The organism is Mesorhizobium sp. B2-4-17 (genome assembly GCF_006441275.1).
Taxonomy (GTDB): domain Bacteria; phylum Pseudomonadota; class Alphaproteobacteria; order Rhizobiales; family Rhizobiaceae; genus Mesorhizobium.
In genome coordinates, this window is sequence record NZ_VFUX01000028.1 from 25,067 (window position 1) to 42,341 (window position 17,275).

Below are 17,275 nucleotides of genomic sequence, written 5' to 3' on the forward strand. Positions count from 1 at the left end.
GTGCGGGCGCCTTCCGTTGAAATGAACACGGCCGCGCCTATCTGCTTGTGATGAACCAAGGCCGCCCTTGCGGTTGACTTGGCCAGGACCTTCCGATTTAGACCGAACCAGCAAAAATCCCGACAGCGCGGACCGTTCCCCCATGCTTGAAAAGACCTATGACGCAAAAACCGTCGAGCCGAAGATCGCCAAATTGTGGGAAGAGGCCGACGCGTTTCGCGCCGGCGCCGGGGCGGAGGAGGGCGCCGAGGCGTTCACCATCGTCATCCCGCCGCCCAACGTCACCGGATCGCTGCACATGGGCCACGCGCTCAACAACACGCTGCAAGACATCCTCGTGCGCTTCGAGCGCATGCGCGGCAAGAATGTGCTGTGGCAGCCGGGCATGGATCATGCCGGCATCGCCACGCAGATGGTGGTCGAGCGCCGGCTGATGGAAAAGCAGATCCACCGCCGCGACCTGACGCGTGAGCAGTTCATCGAGAAAGTGTGGGATTGGAAGGCCGAATCCGGGGGCGCGATCTTCAACCAGTTGAAGCGGCTCGGCGCCTCCGCCGACTGGAGCAGGGAACGCTTCACCATGGACGAAGGCCTGTCCAAGGCCGTGCTCGAAGTCTTCGTCACGCTCTACAAGGAAGGGCTGATCTACAAGGACAAGCGCCTTGTGAACTGGGACCCGAAACTGTTGACCGCGATCTCCGATCTCGAGGTCGAGCAGCAGGAGGTCAACGGCAACCTCTGGCACTTTCGCTATCCGATCGAGGGCGTCACCTTCGATCCGGAGAACCCGAAGACCTTCATCACCGTTGCGACGACGCGCCCAGAGACGATGCTCGGCGACACGGCGGTCGCGGTCAATCCCGAGGACGATCGGTTCCGGCATCTGGTCGGCAAGAATCTCGTCCTGCCGATCGTCGGTCGTAAGATTCCGGTGATCGCGGATGAATATTCCGATCCTGAAAAGGGCTCTGGCGCGGTCAAGATCACGCCGGCGCACGATTTCAATGACTTTGAGGTCGGCAAGCGTCACAAATTGCCGGCGATTAACATCCTGTCCGTCGAGGCTGCCATAAAGCTGAAAGACAATGAGGACTTCCTCGCCGGGCTCGATGTGACGCCGGAGCGCCAGGCTGTCTGGGACGAGCTCGACGGCCTCGATCGTTTCGTGGCGCGCAAGAAGCTCGTCGAACTGATGGAAGCCGGCGGCTTCCTCGACAAGGTTGAGCCGCATCGCCACGCCGTGCCGCATGGCGACCGCGGCGGTGTGCCGATCGAGCCGTTCCTGACCGAGCAGTGGTATGCCAACGCGGCCGAACTCGCCAAGCCGGCGATCGCCTCGGTGCGCGAAGGCCGCACCAATTTCGTGCCGAAGAACTGGGAGAAGACCTATTTCGACTGGATGGAAAACATCCAGCCCTGGTGCATTTCGCGCCAGTTGTGGTGGGGGCATCAGATCCCGGCCTGGTACGGGCCGGATGGACGCGTCTTCGTCGAGAAGTCCGAGGAAGAGGCGCTGAGTGACGCGATCGAATATTATCTGGCGCTTGAAGGGCCGTGGAAGGCCTGGGTCGAGGACAAGCTCGAGAACTTCAAGCCGGGCGAGATCCTGACCCGCGACGAGGACGTGCTCGACACCTGGTTCTCGTCGGCGCTGTGGCCGTTCTCGACGCTGGGCTGGCCGGATGAGACCCCGGAGTTGAAGACCTATTACCAGACCGACGTGCTGGTCACCGGCTTCGACATCATCTTCTTCTGGGTTGCCCGCATGATGATGATGGGCCTGCATTTCATGGACGAGGAGCCATTCCACACGGTCTATGTCCATGCGCTGGTGCGCGACAAGAACGGGCAGAAGATGTCGAAGTCGAAAGGCAACGTCATCGACCCACTCGATCTGATCGACGAATATGGGGCGGACGCGCTGCGCTTCACGCTGGCAGTGATGGCGGCGCAGGGCCGCGATGTGAAGCTCGATCCGGCGCGCATCGCCGGCTATCGCAATTTCGGCACCAAGCTGTGGAACGCCACGCGCTTCGCCGAGATGAACGAAGTCGCGCGCAATGATGACTTCTGGCTGAACGATGCCAAGCTGGCGGTCAACCGCTGGATCCTCACCGAACTGACACGCGCTGCCCGCGAGATCACCGACGGCATCACCTCATACCGCTTCAACGAGGCGGCCGGTGCTGCCTATCGCTTCGTCTGGAACCTGTTCTGCGACTGGTATCTGGAGCTCTTGAAACCAGTGTTCATGGGCACGGACGAGGCGGCCAAGGCCGAAAGCCGCGCCTGCGTCGCCTTCGTGCTGGATGAGATCTACAAACTGCTGCATCCGATGATGCCGTTCATGACGGAAGAATTGTGGGCGCAGACGGCGGGTGAGGGCAAGGAGCGTGACTCGCTGCTCTGCCATGCCGCCTGGCCGTCGCCGGATTTCGAGGATGCTGAAGCGGCCGCCGACATCAACTGGCTGGTCGATCTCGTGTCGGGCATCCGCTCGGTGCGTTCGGAAATGAACGTGCCGCCTGGGGCGATAGCGCCGCTGGTCGTGGTCGGCGCCAACGGCGTGACGCGTGAACGGCTGGTTCGTGAGGAGTCGGCGATCAAGCGGCTGGCGCGCGTCGGCGACATCTCGCTGGCTGACGCGGCACCCAAGGGCTCGGCGCAGATCGTGCTGAACGAAGCGACGATCTGCCTGCCGCTCGGCAGTCTGATCGATCTCGCCGCAGAGGCCGGCCGGCTGCAGAAGGAACTGGCCAAGGTGACCGAAGAGATCGCGCGCCTGCACAAGAAACTGTCCAACGAACGGTTCGTCGCCAGCGCGCCGGCCGAGATCGTCGAAGCGGAGCGCGAGAAGCTCGCCGAATATCGCGACGCCCAGGACAAGCTTTCAGTGGCGCTGACCAGGGTCCGGGACGCCGGTTGAAGCGCAGATTCGTGACGCTTCGTCCGGGCCTGGAGCGGGTATTTTTGCCTCGAAAACAGGCATTCCGTTGCGTTAATATTGACGTAAACGGAAACTTTTAGCCCCATTGTTGCCATAATGTAACAATGGGGTTCCCAGCCGCCAAAAACCGTTGTTTTTGCGCCTTTTCCGCAGATTTTCCGTCCTTTCGGCAGCTGTTGGACACTCCAGATGCCGGTTTTCCGTGTGCTGGTGCGGGTTGGCACTTTGGCAAAAATGCGTTCGGCGAACATGTACATGTACGCTCCAGGAATTCGTTGTTGCAGCGTTAACCTGAATTGGTTCTAGCTTGACGCACTAATTATTCGGGGAGGACATCCATGAACAATTTGCGTCTGAAAGCACTGCTGGGGGCAGGGTGCTTTTCGCTGGTTTTTGCAGGCTCGGTGCACGCTGGCGGCTTTTCGCGCGGCACGGCCGATACCGACATCCTTTTTGAGGACGGCAATTTCAACATGCGCACCAGCGTGACCTATGTCGCGCCCACCAGAAAATATTCGGTGAACCCGATGAATCCCTATCTGGTCGGGGAGAACTATTCCGACAGCTACGCGGTCCCATCGGCTGCGGTTAAATTCAAGCTGACGGACAGTCTCTCCTGTGCCGGTACTCTTACGGAATCATTCGGTGGCGGTGCGACGTGGTCGCGTTCGAGTGGAACGCTCGGCAAGTTGAATGAAGACTTCACCATGTATGAATATGGCGCGACTTGCGGGTTGAAATTCGACCTCAGCAAGGGGCGTATCTGGCTTATTGGCGGCGTCTACAATGAAGTTACCGATTACAATCTCGTAGCCGGTGCTCCCTTGGGTACAAACATACCGGTCCTTGGCGTCAGCCTGCACGACAGCAATTTCGGCTGGCGCGCCGGCATTGCCTACGAAATCCCGGAAATCGCGCTCCGCACGCAATTGATGTATCGGTCAGGTGTCGACATCAATGCCACCGGCACGGCAAGCTTGCTGGGAGGGAATCTTCCTGGTGGAGCAACCGGGCAAGCCAACTTTCCGCAGTCGGTCGAGTTCAAGGCGCAGACTGGTATCGCTCCAGGCTGGCTCGCCTATGGCAGCGTGAAGTGGACGAATTGGTCGGTTACGGAAGCGCTGATGCTGAACGTGCCGGCGCTATCGCTGAACAGTGGGAATCTGTATTTCTGGCGCGACGGTTGGACGGTCACCGGTGGCATCGGTCACAAGTTCAACGATCAAATCTCAGGAACCGTGTTTGCAACCTATGACCGTGGCGTCAGCACCGGTTGGGATCTGACGGGCGACAGCTATACAATCGGAACCGGTGTTTCGATGAAGGACAAATTAGGCGGCGAACTCCGCTTGGGTGTAGCGGCAGTATATCTGGCCTCGGTTTCCGAAACCAAATACAACAACAGTTACGTTCCGGGCAGTCCTGACCCACGCAACGGTTTCAACCGCTCCGTTCAGGGCGACTGGGGATACGCCCTATCCACCGGCTACAGCATCAAGTGGTAACGTCTTCGATCGTCGAGAAAAAGGCCGGCAATGTCCGGCCTTTTTCGTTAGCTGAGCCTTTTGACTTCATTGAAGGTCAAGTGGTAACCATCTGAAACTGAATATCAAAGGCTGGGCATTGTCCGCCTTTTATGTTGGACCGGACGTCGTCGGGGGTCCCGAAATCCAAGCTGCGTTGCATATTGGCCGCAGTGGGGCCGCTTCCTGCGATTGTGACGTTTTGGCAACAGTTTCTGAACAACCCCTGCGCTACAAATCCGCCTGAGGAAATTGCCCATTTCCCGCCATAAACCCGGCGCACCTCGATCTTGTCTCGGGACGCGCGCCAAAAGGCTCGGCGATGGGGCAGGCCGCGCCGCCCGCGGCAAGGAAGAGTATGGACGCCAGAGGCATTTCCAAGGCTAAGCTCCCCAGCCGCCATGTGACCGTCGGGCCGGCGCGTGCGCCGCACCGCTCCTATCTCTATGCGATGGGCTTGTCGGCCGCTGAAATCGCGCAGCCGCTGGTCGGCGTCGCCTCCTGCTGGAACGAAGCGGCCCCCTGCAACATCTCGCTGATGCGCCAGGCGCAAGTGGTCAAGAAGGGCGTGGTCGCCGCCAATGGCACGCCGCGCGAATTCTGCACCATTACGGTCACCGACGGCATCGCCATGGGCCACCAGGGCATGAAGTCGTCGCTGGTGTCGCGCGAGGTCATCGCCGATTCTGTCGAACTCACCATGCGCGGCCATTGCTATGACGCGATGGTGGGGCTCGCCGGCTGTGACAAGTCGCTGCCGGGCATGATGATGGCCATGGTGCGTCTCAACGTGCCATCCATCTTCATCTATGGCGGTTCGATCCTGCCGGGCAGCTATCGCGGCCGGCAGATCACCGTGCAGGATGTGTTCGAGGCGGTCGGCCAGCACTCGGTCGGTACGATCAGCGATTCCGAACTGCTTGAAATCGAGCAGGCGGCCTGTCCGTCGGCCGGCTCCTGCGGCGCGCAGTTCACCGCCAACACCATGGCCACCGTCGCCGAGGCGATCGGCCTGGCACTGCCTTATTCCTGCGGTGCGCCGGCGCCTTACGAGATGCGCGATCGTTTCAATTTCGCTTCCGGCGAAAAGGTCATGGAGCTCATCGCGAAAAACATCCGGCCGCGCGACATCGTCACGCTGAAGGCGCTGGAGAACGCAGCGACCGTGGTCTCCGCCACTGGCGGCTCAACCAATGCAGCGCTGCATCTGCCGGCGATCGCGCATGAGGCGGGGATAAAGTTCGATTTGTTCGATGTCGCCCGCATCTTCGAGAAGACGCCCTATATCGCGGACCTCAAGCCCGGCGGCAAATATGTCGCCAAGGACATGTTCGAGGCCGGCGGCATTCCGCTGTTGATGAAGACGCTGCTCGACCACGGCTATCTGCATGGCGATTGCCTGACGGTCACTGGCCGTACTTTGGCCGAAAATATGGAGCACGTTGCCTGGAATGAACACCAGGATGTGGTCCGCCCGGCCAACAGACCTATTACCCAAACCGGCGGTGTCGTGGGCTTGAAAGGAAACCTTGCCCCCGAAGGCGCGATCGTGAAGCTCGCGGGCATGACGGAGTTGAAATTCTCCGGCCCCGCGCGCTGCTTCGATTCGGAAGAGGAGTGCTTCGAAGCGGTGACGCACCGCAACTACCGGGAAGGCGAGGTTCTGGTCATCCGTTACGAAGGGCCGCGCGGCGGACCGGGCATGCGCGAGATGCTGTCGACGACAGCGGCGCTCTACGGCCAAGGCATGGGCGGCAAGGTGGCGCTGATCACCGACGGGCGCTTTTCGGGCGCGACGCGCGGCTTCTGCATCGGCCATGTCGGACCCGAAGCGGCAGTTGGCGGCCCGATCGGTCTCATCCGGGATGGCGACGTGATCTCGATCGACGCGGTGAACGGCACGATCGAGGTGGCGCTGACCGAGGCCGAGCTGGCGGCGCGGGCCAAGACATGGAAGGCGCGCACGACCGACTATCAGTCGGGCGCGATATGGAAATACGCACAGACGGTCGGGTCTGCCCGCGATGGCGCGGTCACTCATCCGGGCGGTGCGAAAGAAACACACTGCTATGCGGACATCTGAGTTGCTGAGGTCCTCTGTCCTTCCGGCACTGGTCGCCGTTGCGATCTTTGGCGCCGTGGGCCAGGCCATGGCCTTCGACGACAAGGTGTTCGATGACAAGACCGGCGTGAAGCCGCAGTCGAGCCCCTGGGCGGTGTTCCAGTTCGGCTTCTCCGCCTACAAGAACGGCCACAAGGAACAGGCCGCCGAGGCTTATAAATACGCCGCCGAGAACGGCCAGATCGGCGCCACCTGGAAGCTTGCCCGCATGTATGCCGAGGGCGATGGCGTGGCGCGCGACGACTATGAGGCATTCAAGTTCTTCTCGGAAATTGTCGATCAGGATGTCGAGCCCGGTTCGCCGGAAGAAAGCTACGTCTCCGATGCGCTGGTGGCGCTCGGCGATTATCTGCGCAAGGGTATTCCCGGCAGTCCGGTCACCGAGAACGAGGTGGCGGCCCAGGAATATTACATGCGTGCGGCCGCCAACTACCGCAACCCGAACGCCCAGTTCGAGATGGGGCAGATGTTCCTGAAAGGCGAGGGAGGCGTGAAGGCCAGCGTCAAGCAGGCCGGGCGCTGGTTCCAGCTCGCCGCCGAGAAAGGCCATGCCGGCGCGCAGGCGACGCTTGGCCATTTGCTCTTCCAGAGTGGCAAGATCGTTCGCGGCCTGGCGATGATGACGGCCGCCCTTGAACGTGCGCCGCCCGCCGACCAGCCCTGGATTCGTGGCATGCAGGAAGAGGCCTTCGCCGCCGCCGGTGAAGCCGACCGCCGCACCGCGATCTCGCTCGCCGACGACATCCTGACCAAGGGCAATAACACCGATCAGTAAAGGCGCGACGGCTGAGCCCGCCAATCTCTTCGACGAGCGTGGAGATAAGCTATGGGGAAAATCAGTTCTCGGTCGGTTCTGTCGGCACCCTGCTTGGCGCCGGCGTCGAGATCGGCGTGGCGGGCAGGCGCGGCGCCGTGGTGTTTCCAGGACAGCTATCGCCGACCTTCGTCCATGATGTGTTGTTGAGCACCATGTCGCAGCGGGCCAGATGACTTTGGTCGGCTGTCAGGCAGGCGACCTGACCGACCGGATAAGATTTTCCATTGGCCAGACATTCCGGGGCGGCGAAGGCCGGCACGATCGCAGCCATGGTGAAGGCCAAGCCGATCGGACAAAGAGCAAACCGAGTGGTCATGGGAACCCCAGCCGCCATGATGATTTCTCACCATGCGCCCGATTTGTGGCGATAGAAGGTCCGCCGTCGGCCGAAGGGCAGGGCTTCCCGGTCAGGCCGGCTGCAGGGCGAGGTCGATTGCCACCGGCACATGGTCGGACGGTTTTTCCCAGGCGCGCACGTGTTTTTCGATCGAGGCGGACGAGAACCGGTTGGCAGCTTCCGGGGACAGCAGCAAATGGTCGATGCGGATGCCGTTGTTCTTCTGCCAGGCGCCGGCCTGGTAATCCCAGAAGGTGTAGGTGTCGCGGGCGTCGGTGACGGCTCGCACCGCTTCGGTGAAACCGAGATTGAGCAGCCGGCGGAAGGCCTGCCGGGTCTGCGGCTGGAACAGCGCGTCGCCCAACCAGTTTTCCGGAAACCGCGCGTCGATCGGCTCGGGAATGACGTTGTAGTCGCCGGCCAGCACCAGGGCCTCTTCCAGCCTCAGGCGCTCCTCGGCCCAGCGCTCCAGCCGCGTCATCCAGGACAGCTTGTAGGGGAACTTCTTCTCGTCATCGATCGGATTGCCGTTCGGTAGATAGAGGGAAGCGACACGCAAGGCGCCCTTGTCGGTCGAGAAGACGCCTTCGATGAAACGCGCCTGCTCGTCGGCATCGTCACCGGGCAGGCCTTTGACAACTTCGTCGAAGCGCAGCTTCGACAGCAGGGCAACGCCGTTGAAACCCTTCTGGCCATGGGTCTCGACATTGTAGCCAAGCGCCTCGATCTCGGCGCGCGGGAACTGATCGTCGACCGTCTTGATCTCCTGCAGGCAGACGATGTCGGGCGCGCTCTCGGTCAGCCAATGGGTGAGGTTGCCGAGGCGGGCGCGCACGCCGTTGATATTCCAGGTGACGATTTTCATGACGGTCTCATTACTCTTGCGGCGGATGGCGTTCGACCAGACCGATCGTATTGCCGGCAGGGTCCTTTAGGAAGGCCATCCACTCGCTTTCCCCCGCTGGACCGAAAAGACCCTTGGCGTCGCGATGGACGAGAGCCGGCGGCGCGGTGAAGGGAACGCCCGCGGCCTTTGCCTCGGCGTGGAAATCATCGAGGCCTGATATGTCGAGATAGACGGTTCCGGCCGGTATGCCATCGGTGAACAGCAGCCTGATGTCGCCGGCCATGATGAAGGCTATGCCCGGCGGCTCGAAGCGCGCATGCACATTCATGCCGAGCACGTCGTGCCAGAAGGTCAGCGTCGCGTCGAGGTTCCGTCCGGCCGACAGCGCGACCTGACGGACCGCGCCGATGGCAGGCATGCCGCTAGATGGAGAAACTGGTGCCGCAGCCGCAGGAAGCCACCGCATTCGGGTTCCTGATCTGGAAAGACTGGCCCATCAAATCGTCGACGAAGTCGATCACCGAGCCGCCCATGTAGGCCAAGGACACGTCGTCGATCAGCACCGTGGCGCCGTCCTTCTCGATGGCGACGTCATCGTCGTTGCGCGTATCGACCAGGTCGAACTTGTAGGAAAAGCCCGAGCAGCCGCCGCCTTCGACGGAAACGCGCAGTGCCGTCTTGCCGGCTTCGCCAGAGACGATCTTGGCGATCCGCTTGGCCGCGGCCTCGGTCATGTCGACTTTCATGGCAGTCTTGGCATCCGCGCCCATGGGCGTCACCTTGCTTTCCGTTTCACATGATAGGTATGAAGCGCGAGCGGCCAAGTCAACCACATCCCAAGTCAACTGCACCAAGTCAACCTGCGGCATCGATCATGACCAACGAGTTGGGCGACATCGGATTTGGCTACCGGCCACGCGCGGCTTATGCCACCGATCCGGCGCGCTCGCGCGGCCGGCTGTTCGACGAGGTCGAAAGCCCGACCCGCACGCCGTTCCAGCGCGACCGGGACCGCATCATCCATTCGACCGCGTTCCGGCGGCTCAAGCACAAGACCCAGGTCTTCATCGCCCATGAAAGCGACCATTATCGCACAAGGCTGACCCATTCGATCGAAGTGGCGCAGATTGCCCGTGCGCTGGCGCGGGCGCTGCGCGGCGACGAGGATCTCGCCGAGGCGGTCGCGCTGGTGCATGATTTCGGCCACACACCCTTCGGTCACACCGGCGAAGACGCGCTGAACGACAAGATGGCCGCCTGGGGCGGCTTCGATCACAACGCTCAATCGCTGCGTATCGTGACGAGGCTGGAAGCGCGATATGCCGAATTCGACGGGTTGAACCTGACCTGGGAAACGCTTGAGGGCCTGGTCAAGCACAACGGTCCACTGACGGACACCAGCGGCAAAGGCCTGAAAGGACCGGTGCCGCAGGCGATCCGCGATTATTCGCAGCTGCAGGACCTCGAACTCGACCGGTTCGCCGGCATCGAGGCGCAATGCGCGGCGATCGCCGATGACATCGCCTACAACACCCATGACATCGACGACGGCCTGCGGGCAGGGCTGCTGACGCTCGACATGCTGGAGGCCGTCTCGCTGCCGGGAGCGATCCTGAAGGGCGTGCGCCAACGCTATCCGGCGCTCGATGACGTACGCACCGGCCACGAATTGATGCGGCGGCAGATCACCGCCATGGTCGAGGACGTCATTGTCTGCGCGACCGCCAATCTGGAGCGTGCAGGGCCGCGCAGCGCCGATGCTGTGCGGGCGGCGGGCGAGACGATGGTTACTTTTTCCGCCGAGATGGCCGCGGCCGAGAAGGAACTGAAGGCGTTCCTCTACAAGCACCTCTACCGGCACGCGGAGGTGATGCGGGTGCGCGCCGGTGCCGAGCAGATCGTCAGGGACCTGTTCGACGCCTATTTCGCCGATCCTCGTGCCATGCCGGACGGCTGGCGCGAGGGGCTGGACCGGGCCGAAGATCGCATCAAGGCGCGCAGCGTTGCCGATTTCCTCGCGGGCATGACCGACACCTACGCGCTGAAGGAACATCGGCGTTTGTTTGACCGCACACCGGATTTGAGCTAGGGCGGGCGCGATTTTGCCGGCCAACGAGCCGGATTCGCTATAAAGCCGCCAGAGCAATACCCATGAACATCTTCGCCGATTTCACCGCGCGAGTCACAAAGGCTGTCGAAGCGCTCGATCTGAAAGACAAGGACGGCGTTTCGCCCGACCTGTCGCGGATTGCCGTCGAACCACCGCGCGACGCCAGCCATGGCGATCTCGCGACCAATGCCGCGATGGTGCTGGCCAAGCCAACCGGCCAGAATCCGCGCGCATTGGCCGAGAAACTGGCGGAGGCGCTGCGGGCCGACAAGGATGTCGCCGCCGCCGAGGTCGCAGGCCCAGGCTTCGTCAATCTCCGGCTCAAGGACGGCTTCTGGCAGGCTCATCTGTCGGTGCTTCTCGGCGAGGGCCGCAACTATGGCCGCTCGACGATCGGGGCCGGCCGGAAAACCAATGTCGAATATGTCTCGGCCAACCCGACAGGGCCGATGCATGTCGGCCATTGCCGGGGCGCGGTAGTCGGTGACGCGCTCGCCAACCTGATGGCGTTCGCCGGCTACGACGTGACCAAGGAATATGTCATCAACGACGCCGGCTCGCAGATCGATGTCCTCGGGCGTTCGGCGATGCTGCGCTACCGCGAGGCGCTCGGCGAGGACATCGGCGAGATTCCGGCCGGACTTTACCCGGGGGACTATCTCGTCCCGGTCGGCGAGGCTTTGGTCCGGGAGTTTGGCCGCTCCCTGCTGCAGATGCCGGAAGACGAGGCGCTGGCCATCGTCAAGGACCGCACCATCGATGCGATGATGGCGATGATCCGCGAGGACCTCGCGCTGCTCAACGTGCACCACGACGTGTTCTTCTCCGAGCGCATGCTGCATGCCGACAATGCCAGGAAGATCCGCTCGGCGATCAACGACCTGACGCTGAAGGGCCACATCTACAAGGGCAAGCTGCCGCCGCCCAAGGGCGAGAAACCGGACGACTGGGAAGACCGCGAACAGACGCTGTTCCGTTCGACCGCCGTGGGCGACGACATGGACCGGGCGCTGGTCAAGTCCGATGGCGCCTTTACCTATTTCGCCGCCGACGTGGCGTATCTGAAGGACAAGGTCGATCGCGGCTTTGTCGACCTGATCTATGTGCTTGGCGCCGACCATGGCGGCTACGTCAAGCGGCTGGAAGCGCTGGCGCGGGCGATTGCCGGTGACGACGTCAAGCTCACCGTGCTTTTGTGCAACTTGGTCAAGCTGTTTCGCGATGGCGAGCCGGTCCGCATGTCGAAGCGGTCCGGCGACTTCGTGACGTTGCGCGAGGTGGTTGAAGAAGTCGGGCGCGACCCGATCCGCTTCATGATGCTCTACCGCAAGAACGATGCACCGCTTGACTTCGACTTCGCCAAGGTGACGGAGCAGTCGAAGGACAATCCGGTGTTTTATGTCCAGTACGCCTCGGCGCGCTGCCATTCGGTGTTCCGGCAGGCGAGCGAGCAATTGGGCGAGGCGAATTTCGATCGCAATCGCCTGGCTGCCGCGGTGACGTCGTTGACAGACGAGGGCGAGATCGGCCTGATCCGCAAGCTCGCAGAATATCCACGCCTGATCGAGTCCGCAGCACTTGCGCTCGAGCCGCATCGACTGGCATTTTATCTCTATGATCTGGCGTCCAGTTTCCACGGCCATTGGAACCGTGGCACGGATAATCCGGACTTACGTTTTGTTAAGGTTAACGACCGAGAATTGACGCATGCCAGACTAGGGCTGGTGCAGGCTGTTTCGGACGTTTTGACGTCCGGCCTGACGTTGATCGGAGCCGCCGCGCCCACCGAAATGCGTTAGGTTTAACTAAAAAACCTGTCACCTTTTGCCCACATTGCGCTGGTAAGGGCCAACCCTGCGCGACGTCCATGGCGTCCGACTGAGTGCGAGTTCGGGAACAATAATGGCAGACAGAACCCAGCTGAGAATAGCCGACAACAACGACATCGCCGACGATGATCCGTTCGCGGAGCTGACCAGGATCATGGGATTCGACCCACGCCAGCCGGTCAAGCCGCAGGCGCCGGTCCCGTCACAGGTCACTGTCGCCGGTCCGTCAGTGCAAGAGGACGATTTCGATATCGATCTCGAAAAGGAACTGATGGGCGAGTTCAACGCTGGCGACAGCGTCGTCGCTCCCGTCGTCGAGGTTCATGAGCCGGCATTCGAAACGGCGGCCATCCATGCGGCGGACGACGATCTTGCCCTTTCGCTCGACGACGATTTCCATCTGGACATGGCCGATGTCGATGATCAGGCGGTCGTCGCCAGCCATGCGAGTGCCGCTGCGGCCGATGCCGCGCCATCCGTCGAGCCTGCCTTCGACGCCGATTTCGACAATGCCGTCGCCAGTTCGCTTGAAGGCGTTTCGCCCTATGAGGACGATCTGCCGATGGAGGACGAGCTTGCCGCGTCGCTCGACCGGGACTTCCATGTCGAGGATGAGGCCGCCGAGACTCAGCACGCTGTTGCCGAAGAGCCGGTGATTGAGGAGCCGGTCTCGGACCATCAGTTCGACGATGCGGTCGCCATGTCGCTCGAAGACGAACTGATGCTTGACGACCATTCGGCGGATCAGCACCACGCGGCTGCCGTCGAATACCCAGAACCGGCGCAGGCCGCCGCGAATGAGGCCCAGGCGGTCTCCGATGAGGCTTTCGCGGGCCACTTCGACGACGCCATGGCCGATGTCGGCGCGGATTTTGACATTCAGGCGGACGAGCCGGTGGCCTTTGATGAGGCGGAGGCGGACGAAGTGTTCACTCATGCCGAGGAAACGAAGGGCGAGATCCCAAGCGCCGAACCCGTGTCGGATGACGCTTTCGATGTGAACCTCGATGACGCGTTTGCCGAGCCTGCCGAAGAGCCGGCCGCCGAGCTCGCGGCTGCTGCGGTTCAACCGGCGGCGACGGCAGCCCCCGCTGCCAATATGGCCGAGCCGGCGCAAGCCCCCATGGCCGATGAACGGAGCCTCGAGGACGAGTTGAATGCGCTTCTCGGCGCCATGACCGCACGCGCGGTGCCGTCTGCCAAGGAGCCGGCCATGGCCGGACCCGTCGTGGCTCAACCTGCTGCTATTCCAATTCAATCGCCTGTCGCAGCCGCAAAGACCACCGAGGAGCCCGCCGATCTTGTTGGCGAACTCGACTGGGATCTCGACGAACCGGCATCCGAAGAGGAAATGCATCACTCCGATGCCGCACAGGCCGCCGATACCGATCCCGATAATCTGCTGCTCGATGAGCTTCAGGATCTTGGCTCGCATGCCACTGATGCTGATCAAGTCGATGTCGATATCGACAATGATGCGTTCGATGCCGCCTTGGCCAAGAGCCTGGATCCGAGTGACGGAGCAGTCTTCCGGCAGGATCAAGCTGATTCTCCCGATTGGCAGGCGGAACGCTCCGCACCGGCGGAACCGGCCCGTTCGTGGAGCCGCGTAACACCGGTTCCCCAGCAGCCGGCATTTGCCGCGCAGCCAGCCGCTTCGATGGCTGCCGGGGCCGTGGCACCGGAAGTGGCCGCGATGCCGCCCTACCATCCGACCGAGCCCGTTGCGGCCGCCCCTTATGCGACGCCGGTATCCGCGCCGCAGCCCCGCCAGTCCTCCCGCTACGAAGAGATGCCTGATGTCGAGACGGTCGACGTGCCGGAGCGCGTTGTGGCGCTGGCTGACGATCTCGACATTCCGGAGCTGCATTTCGAGGAAGATGAACCGGCGGCATCCGGCTATGACGATCTTGACGCAGAGTTCGCCAGCCTTCTGACGGAAATGAATTCGGTGGATGTCGCGCCGGCTCCCGCTGCTGCCGCAAGCAGCGCTTCCCATGCGGATGAATCCTATAATGCCGGTTTCAATTCGGGATATGAGGCGCTCAATCCGGGATATGAGGGGCTCAATCCGGGATATGAGGGCCCCAATCCGGGATATGAGAAGCTCAATCCGGGATATGAGAAGCTCAATCCGGGATATGCGCTCAATCAGGGATACGAACAACCCAAGTCGGCCTATCAGCCGGAAGCGCGGACCTATGCGGCGCGGCCGGCCGAAATGCCTGCCCGCGGGGCGGCGACCACAGGCTACGCCAATGCCGCCGACGGCTTCGACCTCGACAGCCTGCCCGGCAGCCAGCCGGTCTCGCAGGCGGACGATTTTACCGTCGATGAACTCGACTACGATCCTGAACTTGACGAGGCCATGTCTGTTCCCGGGCTCGGCGAGCGGGAAGCGGCCAGGCCGTCGGGCCGGCGCGGCCTGTTCATCGCTGCGATCGTCGGCGCGGTGGCGGTTGCAGGCGGTCTTGGTGCCTTTGCCCTGTCTCTTGGCGGCAAGGGTGGCAGCGAGGCCCCGGTGATCGTGAAGGCCGACAATTCGCCAATCAAGATCAAGCCCGAAAATCCGGGCGGCACTGTGGTGCCGAACCAGGACAACAAGGTCTATGACGCCGTGGTCAAGGGTGCGAAGCCCGCCGAGCCGGTGCAGCAGAAACTTGTCACCAACACCGAGGGACCTGTGGATGTGCAGGCGAAGGATCCGGCCCGTGCCGTCGATCTTTCTTCTGGCCAGAGCGCTGCCGCTGGCGTGACGGACGAGGGCAACACCGCCCCGATCGCCAATGCCGTCGCGACCGCCAATGCAGCACCGGCCGCCAGTGCGCCGGCCGACAATGCGGCACCGGCGCCCAAGTCCGAGGATCGCATCGCGCAGGTGCTGCAGGATGCCGACAAGGGCACCAGCACCGACGTCGTCGCCGTTGCGCCGCGCAAGGTGAGGACCATGGTGGTCAAGTCAGACGGCTCGCTGGTGCCGCGCGAGGATCCGGCACCGGCCGCACCGCAGGTGGCCGCCACTGAACCAGCCGATCCGGCGCCCCAGCATGTCGCCCCTTCGGGCCAGTCCGATGCCGACCAGACCGGTACCGTGGCGACCGCCGCCGCCCAGGCGGACGAGCCTGCGCTCAAGCCGGCAGCCAAGCCGCCGGCGAAGGCGCAGTCGGCCAACACGCCGGCCAAAGTTCCGGTGGCGCCGCAGCGTCCGTCCGACCAGCCGGTCGACGTCGTCGGCGAGGTCAAGCCCGATCAGGTCGCTTCCATCGATCCGGCAACGGCGGCGACCGGCGGTTCATGGTCGATGCAGATCGCTTCGCAGCCGACCGTGGAAAGCGCCCAATCGACTTACCAGGATCTGCAGCGCCGCTACGGCAGCGTGCTTTCCGGCCGCACCGCCAACATCGTCAAGGCCGAGATCGCAGGCAAAGGCACATTCTACCGCGTCCGCGTTCCGGCTCAGTCGCGCAACGATGCCATCAATTTGTGCACCAGCTACAAGGCAGCCGGCGGCAACTGCTTCGTGTCGCGTTAGACGCCGATAACCATTCAAAAACCGGCGCGGCCCAAGGCCGCGCCGGTTTTCGTATAGGCTGCCCCTATGCGCCCGGCTTTTTCATGTGCCCGTTTTTCATGTGGGAGCATATCTTGTGGTCGCGGCCTGCGAGCCGAGACGATTCCCTTTGATCGCGCGAGGCCTTAGACTCCAGCCATGACCGAATCAAAATCCATGATCCTCGGCTGTGCCGGGAAATCGCTCACCCGCGAAGAAATCAACTTCTATCGCAATGAATGCCCCTGGGCCTTCATCCTGTTTGCCCGCAACATTAGCGAGACCGAGCAGATCCGTGATCTGGTCGCCGAGATGCGCGACTGCATCGGGCGTCCGGATGCGCTGGTGTTCATCGACCAGGAAGGCGGCAGGGTGCAACGCCTTCGGCCACCGCTGGCGCCAAACTATCCGGCGGGCGGCGCGCTTGGCGCGCTGTGGCGCGACGATCACGACGCCGGCGCCCGTGCGGCCTGGCTGATGGCGCGCCTGCACGCTTTTGACCTGCTGCGCTACGGCATCACAGCAGATTGCCTGCCGGTGCTCGACGTGCCGATCGAAGGTGCCAGCGATGTCATCGGCGCGCGCGCCTATGGCAAGGAGCCGCGCGCGGTCATCGAACTTGGCCGCGCCACGGCCGAAGGCCTGATGTCGGGCGGCGTGCTGCCTGTCATGAAACACATTCCGGGCCATGGCAGGGCCTTTGCCGACACGCACTTCGAGTTGCCTACAGTCGACGCTTCGCTCAGCGACCTGCAGCGGCATGATTTCGCTCCGTTCAGGGAGCTTAACCATCTGCCGATGGCGATGACCGCGCATGTCGTCTACAGCGCCATCGATCCCAAGAATCCGGCAACGACGTCCGGCAAGGTCATCGACGAGATCATTCGCTGCGACATCGGCTTTGACGGGCTCCTGATGAGCGACGACACTTCGATGAAGGCACTTTCTGGGGATTTCCCGACAAAGGCGGCCTCGATCCTTGCGGCGGGCTGCGATCTGGTCCTTCACTGCAACGGCGTTTTCGAGGAGATGGCGGGCATCGCATCGCGCACCCGGGGGCTTGAGGGCAAGTCGCTGGAGCGCGCAAAGCGGGCGATGACCTATATCAGCAAAAGCGACACGGCCGAGGAAACCGAGATACGCGCTGAATTCGCCACCTATTTCGATGCGGTGGCCTGACCAAGAGGAAGTGG

At 62.5% G+C, this 17,275-nt stretch carries 12 protein-coding genes; 8 read left to right on the forward strand and 4 right to left on the reverse strand.

The features are described 5' to 3' along the window. Positions 1–142 precede the first annotated feature (142 nt). The 4 genes from FJ548_RS21635 to FJ548_RS21650 all read left to right on the forward strand — a co-directional run bounded on the left by FJ548_RS21635 (position 143) and on the right by FJ548_RS21650 (position 7,367). The gene (locus FJ548_RS21635; RefSeq protein ID WP_140778934.1) at positions 143–2,926 is read left to right on the forward strand and encodes a valine--tRNA ligase; all 2,784 of its coding nucleotides are present in this window, start codon (positions 143–145) and stop codon (positions 2,924–2,926) included. 359 nt (positions 2,927–3,285) lie between these two features. Continuing rightward, positions 3,286–4,452: an outer membrane protein transport protein gene (locus tag FJ548_RS21640; RefSeq protein WP_140694321.1), complete on the forward strand. Its 1,167-nt coding sequence runs from the start codon at positions 3,286–3,288 to the stop codon at positions 4,450–4,452. Between the two features lie 376 nt (positions 4,453–4,828). Further along, positions 4,829–6,553: a dihydroxy-acid dehydratase gene (gene ilvD, locus FJ548_RS21645; RefSeq protein WP_140778935.1), complete on the forward strand. Its 1,725-nt coding sequence runs from the start codon at positions 4,829–4,831 to the stop codon at positions 6,551–6,553. After that, entirely contained in the window at positions 6,540–7,367 is an 828-nt protein-coding gene (locus FJ548_RS21650) for a tetratricopeptide repeat protein (protein WP_140694325.1), read from the forward strand. Before ilvD ends, FJ548_RS21650 begins: the two co-directional genes overlap by 14 nt. Positions 7,368–7,428: 61 nt before the next feature. On the opposite strand, the gene FJ548_RS21655 is transcribed toward FJ548_RS21650, so the two are convergent. The 4 genes from FJ548_RS21655 to erpA all read right to left on the reverse strand — a co-directional run bounded on the left by FJ548_RS21655 (position 7,429) and on the right by erpA (position 9,363). Continuing rightward, positions 7,429–7,743: a hypothetical protein gene (locus FJ548_RS21655; protein ID WP_181165524.1), complete on the reverse strand. Its 315-nt coding sequence runs from the start codon at positions 7,741–7,743 to the stop codon at positions 7,429–7,431. A gap of 73 nt (positions 7,744–7,816) precedes the next feature. Beyond that, positions 7,817–8,611, reverse strand: a complete 795-nt coding sequence (xth, locus tag FJ548_RS21660) for an exodeoxyribonuclease III (RefSeq protein WP_140778936.1) — start codon at positions 8,609–8,611, stop codon at positions 7,817–7,819. Between the two features lie 10 nt (positions 8,612–8,621). Beyond that, complete coding sequence (locus FJ548_RS21665) at positions 8,622–9,011, reverse strand: VOC family protein (protein WP_140778937.1); 390 nt, start codon at positions 9,009–9,011, stop codon at positions 8,622–8,624. Positions 9,012–9,015: 4 nt separating this feature from the next. Then, on the reverse strand, positions 9,016–9,363 hold the full coding sequence (gene erpA, locus FJ548_RS21670; RefSeq protein WP_140778938.1) for an iron-sulfur cluster insertion protein ErpA: 348 nt from the start codon (positions 9,361–9,363) through the stop codon (positions 9,016–9,018). A gap of 104 nt (positions 9,364–9,467) precedes the next feature. Here erpA and FJ548_RS21675 point away from each other — a divergent pair, with 104 nt between their 5' ends. The 4 genes from FJ548_RS21675 (at position 9,468) to nagZ (ending at position 17,261) form a co-directional block, all read left to right on the forward strand. Beyond that, positions 9,468–10,682 carry a deoxyguanosinetriphosphate triphosphohydrolase gene (locus FJ548_RS21675; protein ID WP_140694336.1) on the forward strand — a complete coding sequence of 405 codons (1,215 nt, stop codon included), beginning with the start codon at positions 9,468–9,470 and terminating at the stop codon, positions 10,680–10,682. Positions 10,683–10,744: 62 nt separating this feature from the next. Further along, positions 10,745–12,502: an arginine--tRNA ligase gene (argS, locus tag FJ548_RS21680; protein ID WP_140778939.1), complete on the forward strand. Its 1,758-nt coding sequence runs from the start codon at positions 10,745–10,747 to the stop codon at positions 12,500–12,502. Between the two features lie 103 nt (positions 12,503–12,605). After that, entirely contained in the window at positions 12,606–16,064 is a 3,459-nt protein-coding gene (locus FJ548_RS21685; protein WP_140778940.1) for an SPOR domain-containing protein, read from the forward strand. A 177-nt stretch (positions 16,065–16,241) separates the two neighbouring features. Beyond that, a complete protein-coding gene (gene nagZ / locus FJ548_RS21690; RefSeq protein ID WP_140778941.1) occupies positions 16,242–17,261 on the forward strand; it encodes a beta-N-acetylhexosaminidase in 1,020 nt (339 codons plus the stop codon). Positions 17,262–17,275 lie beyond the last annotated feature (14 nt).

Excerpts from the sequence above, each read along its gene's own strand:
- FJ548_RS21635 (WP_140778934.1), top strand. The coding sequence starts at position 143 with ATGCTTGAAAAGACCTATGACGCAAAAACCGTCGAGCCGAAGATCGCC.
- ilvD (WP_140778935.1), top strand. The coding sequence starts at position 4,829 with ATGGACGCCAGAGGCATTTCCAAGGCTAAGCTCCCCAGCCGCCATGTG.
- argS (WP_140778939.1), top strand. The coding sequence starts at position 10,745 with ATGAACATCTTCGCCGATTTCACCGCGCGAGTCACAAAGGCTGTCGAA.
- nagZ (WP_140778941.1), top strand. The coding sequence starts at position 16,242 with ATGACCGAATCAAAATCCATGATCCTCGGCTGTGCCGGGAAATCGCTC.
- xth (WP_140778936.1), bottom strand. The coding sequence starts at position 8,611 with ATGAAAATCGTCACCTGGAATATCAACGGCGTGCGCGCCCGCCTCGGC.
- FJ548_RS21650 (WP_140694325.1), top strand. The coding sequence starts at position 6,540 with ATGCGGACATCTGAGTTGCTGAGGTCCTCTGTCCTTCCGGCACTGGTC.
- FJ548_RS21640 (WP_140694321.1), top strand. The coding sequence starts at position 3,286 with ATGAACAATTTGCGTCTGAAAGCACTGCTGGGGGCAGGGTGCTTTTCG.
- FJ548_RS21675 (WP_140694336.1), top strand. The coding sequence starts at position 9,468 with ATGACCAACGAGTTGGGCGACATCGGATTTGGCTACCGGCCACGCGCG.
- FJ548_RS21665 (WP_140778937.1), bottom strand. The coding sequence starts at position 9,011 with ATGCCTGCCATCGGCGCGGTCCGTCAGGTCGCGCTGTCGGCCGGACGG.
- erpA (WP_140778938.1), bottom strand. The coding sequence starts at position 9,363 with ATGGGCGCGGATGCCAAGACTGCCATGAAAGTCGACATGACCGAGGCC.
- FJ548_RS21655 (WP_181165524.1), bottom strand. The coding sequence starts at position 7,743 with ATGGCGGCTGGGGTTCCCATGACCACTCGGTTTGCTCTTTGTCCGATC.
- FJ548_RS21685 (WP_140778940.1), top strand. The coding sequence starts at position 12,606 with ATGGCAGACAGAACCCAGCTGAGAATAGCCGACAACAACGACATCGCC.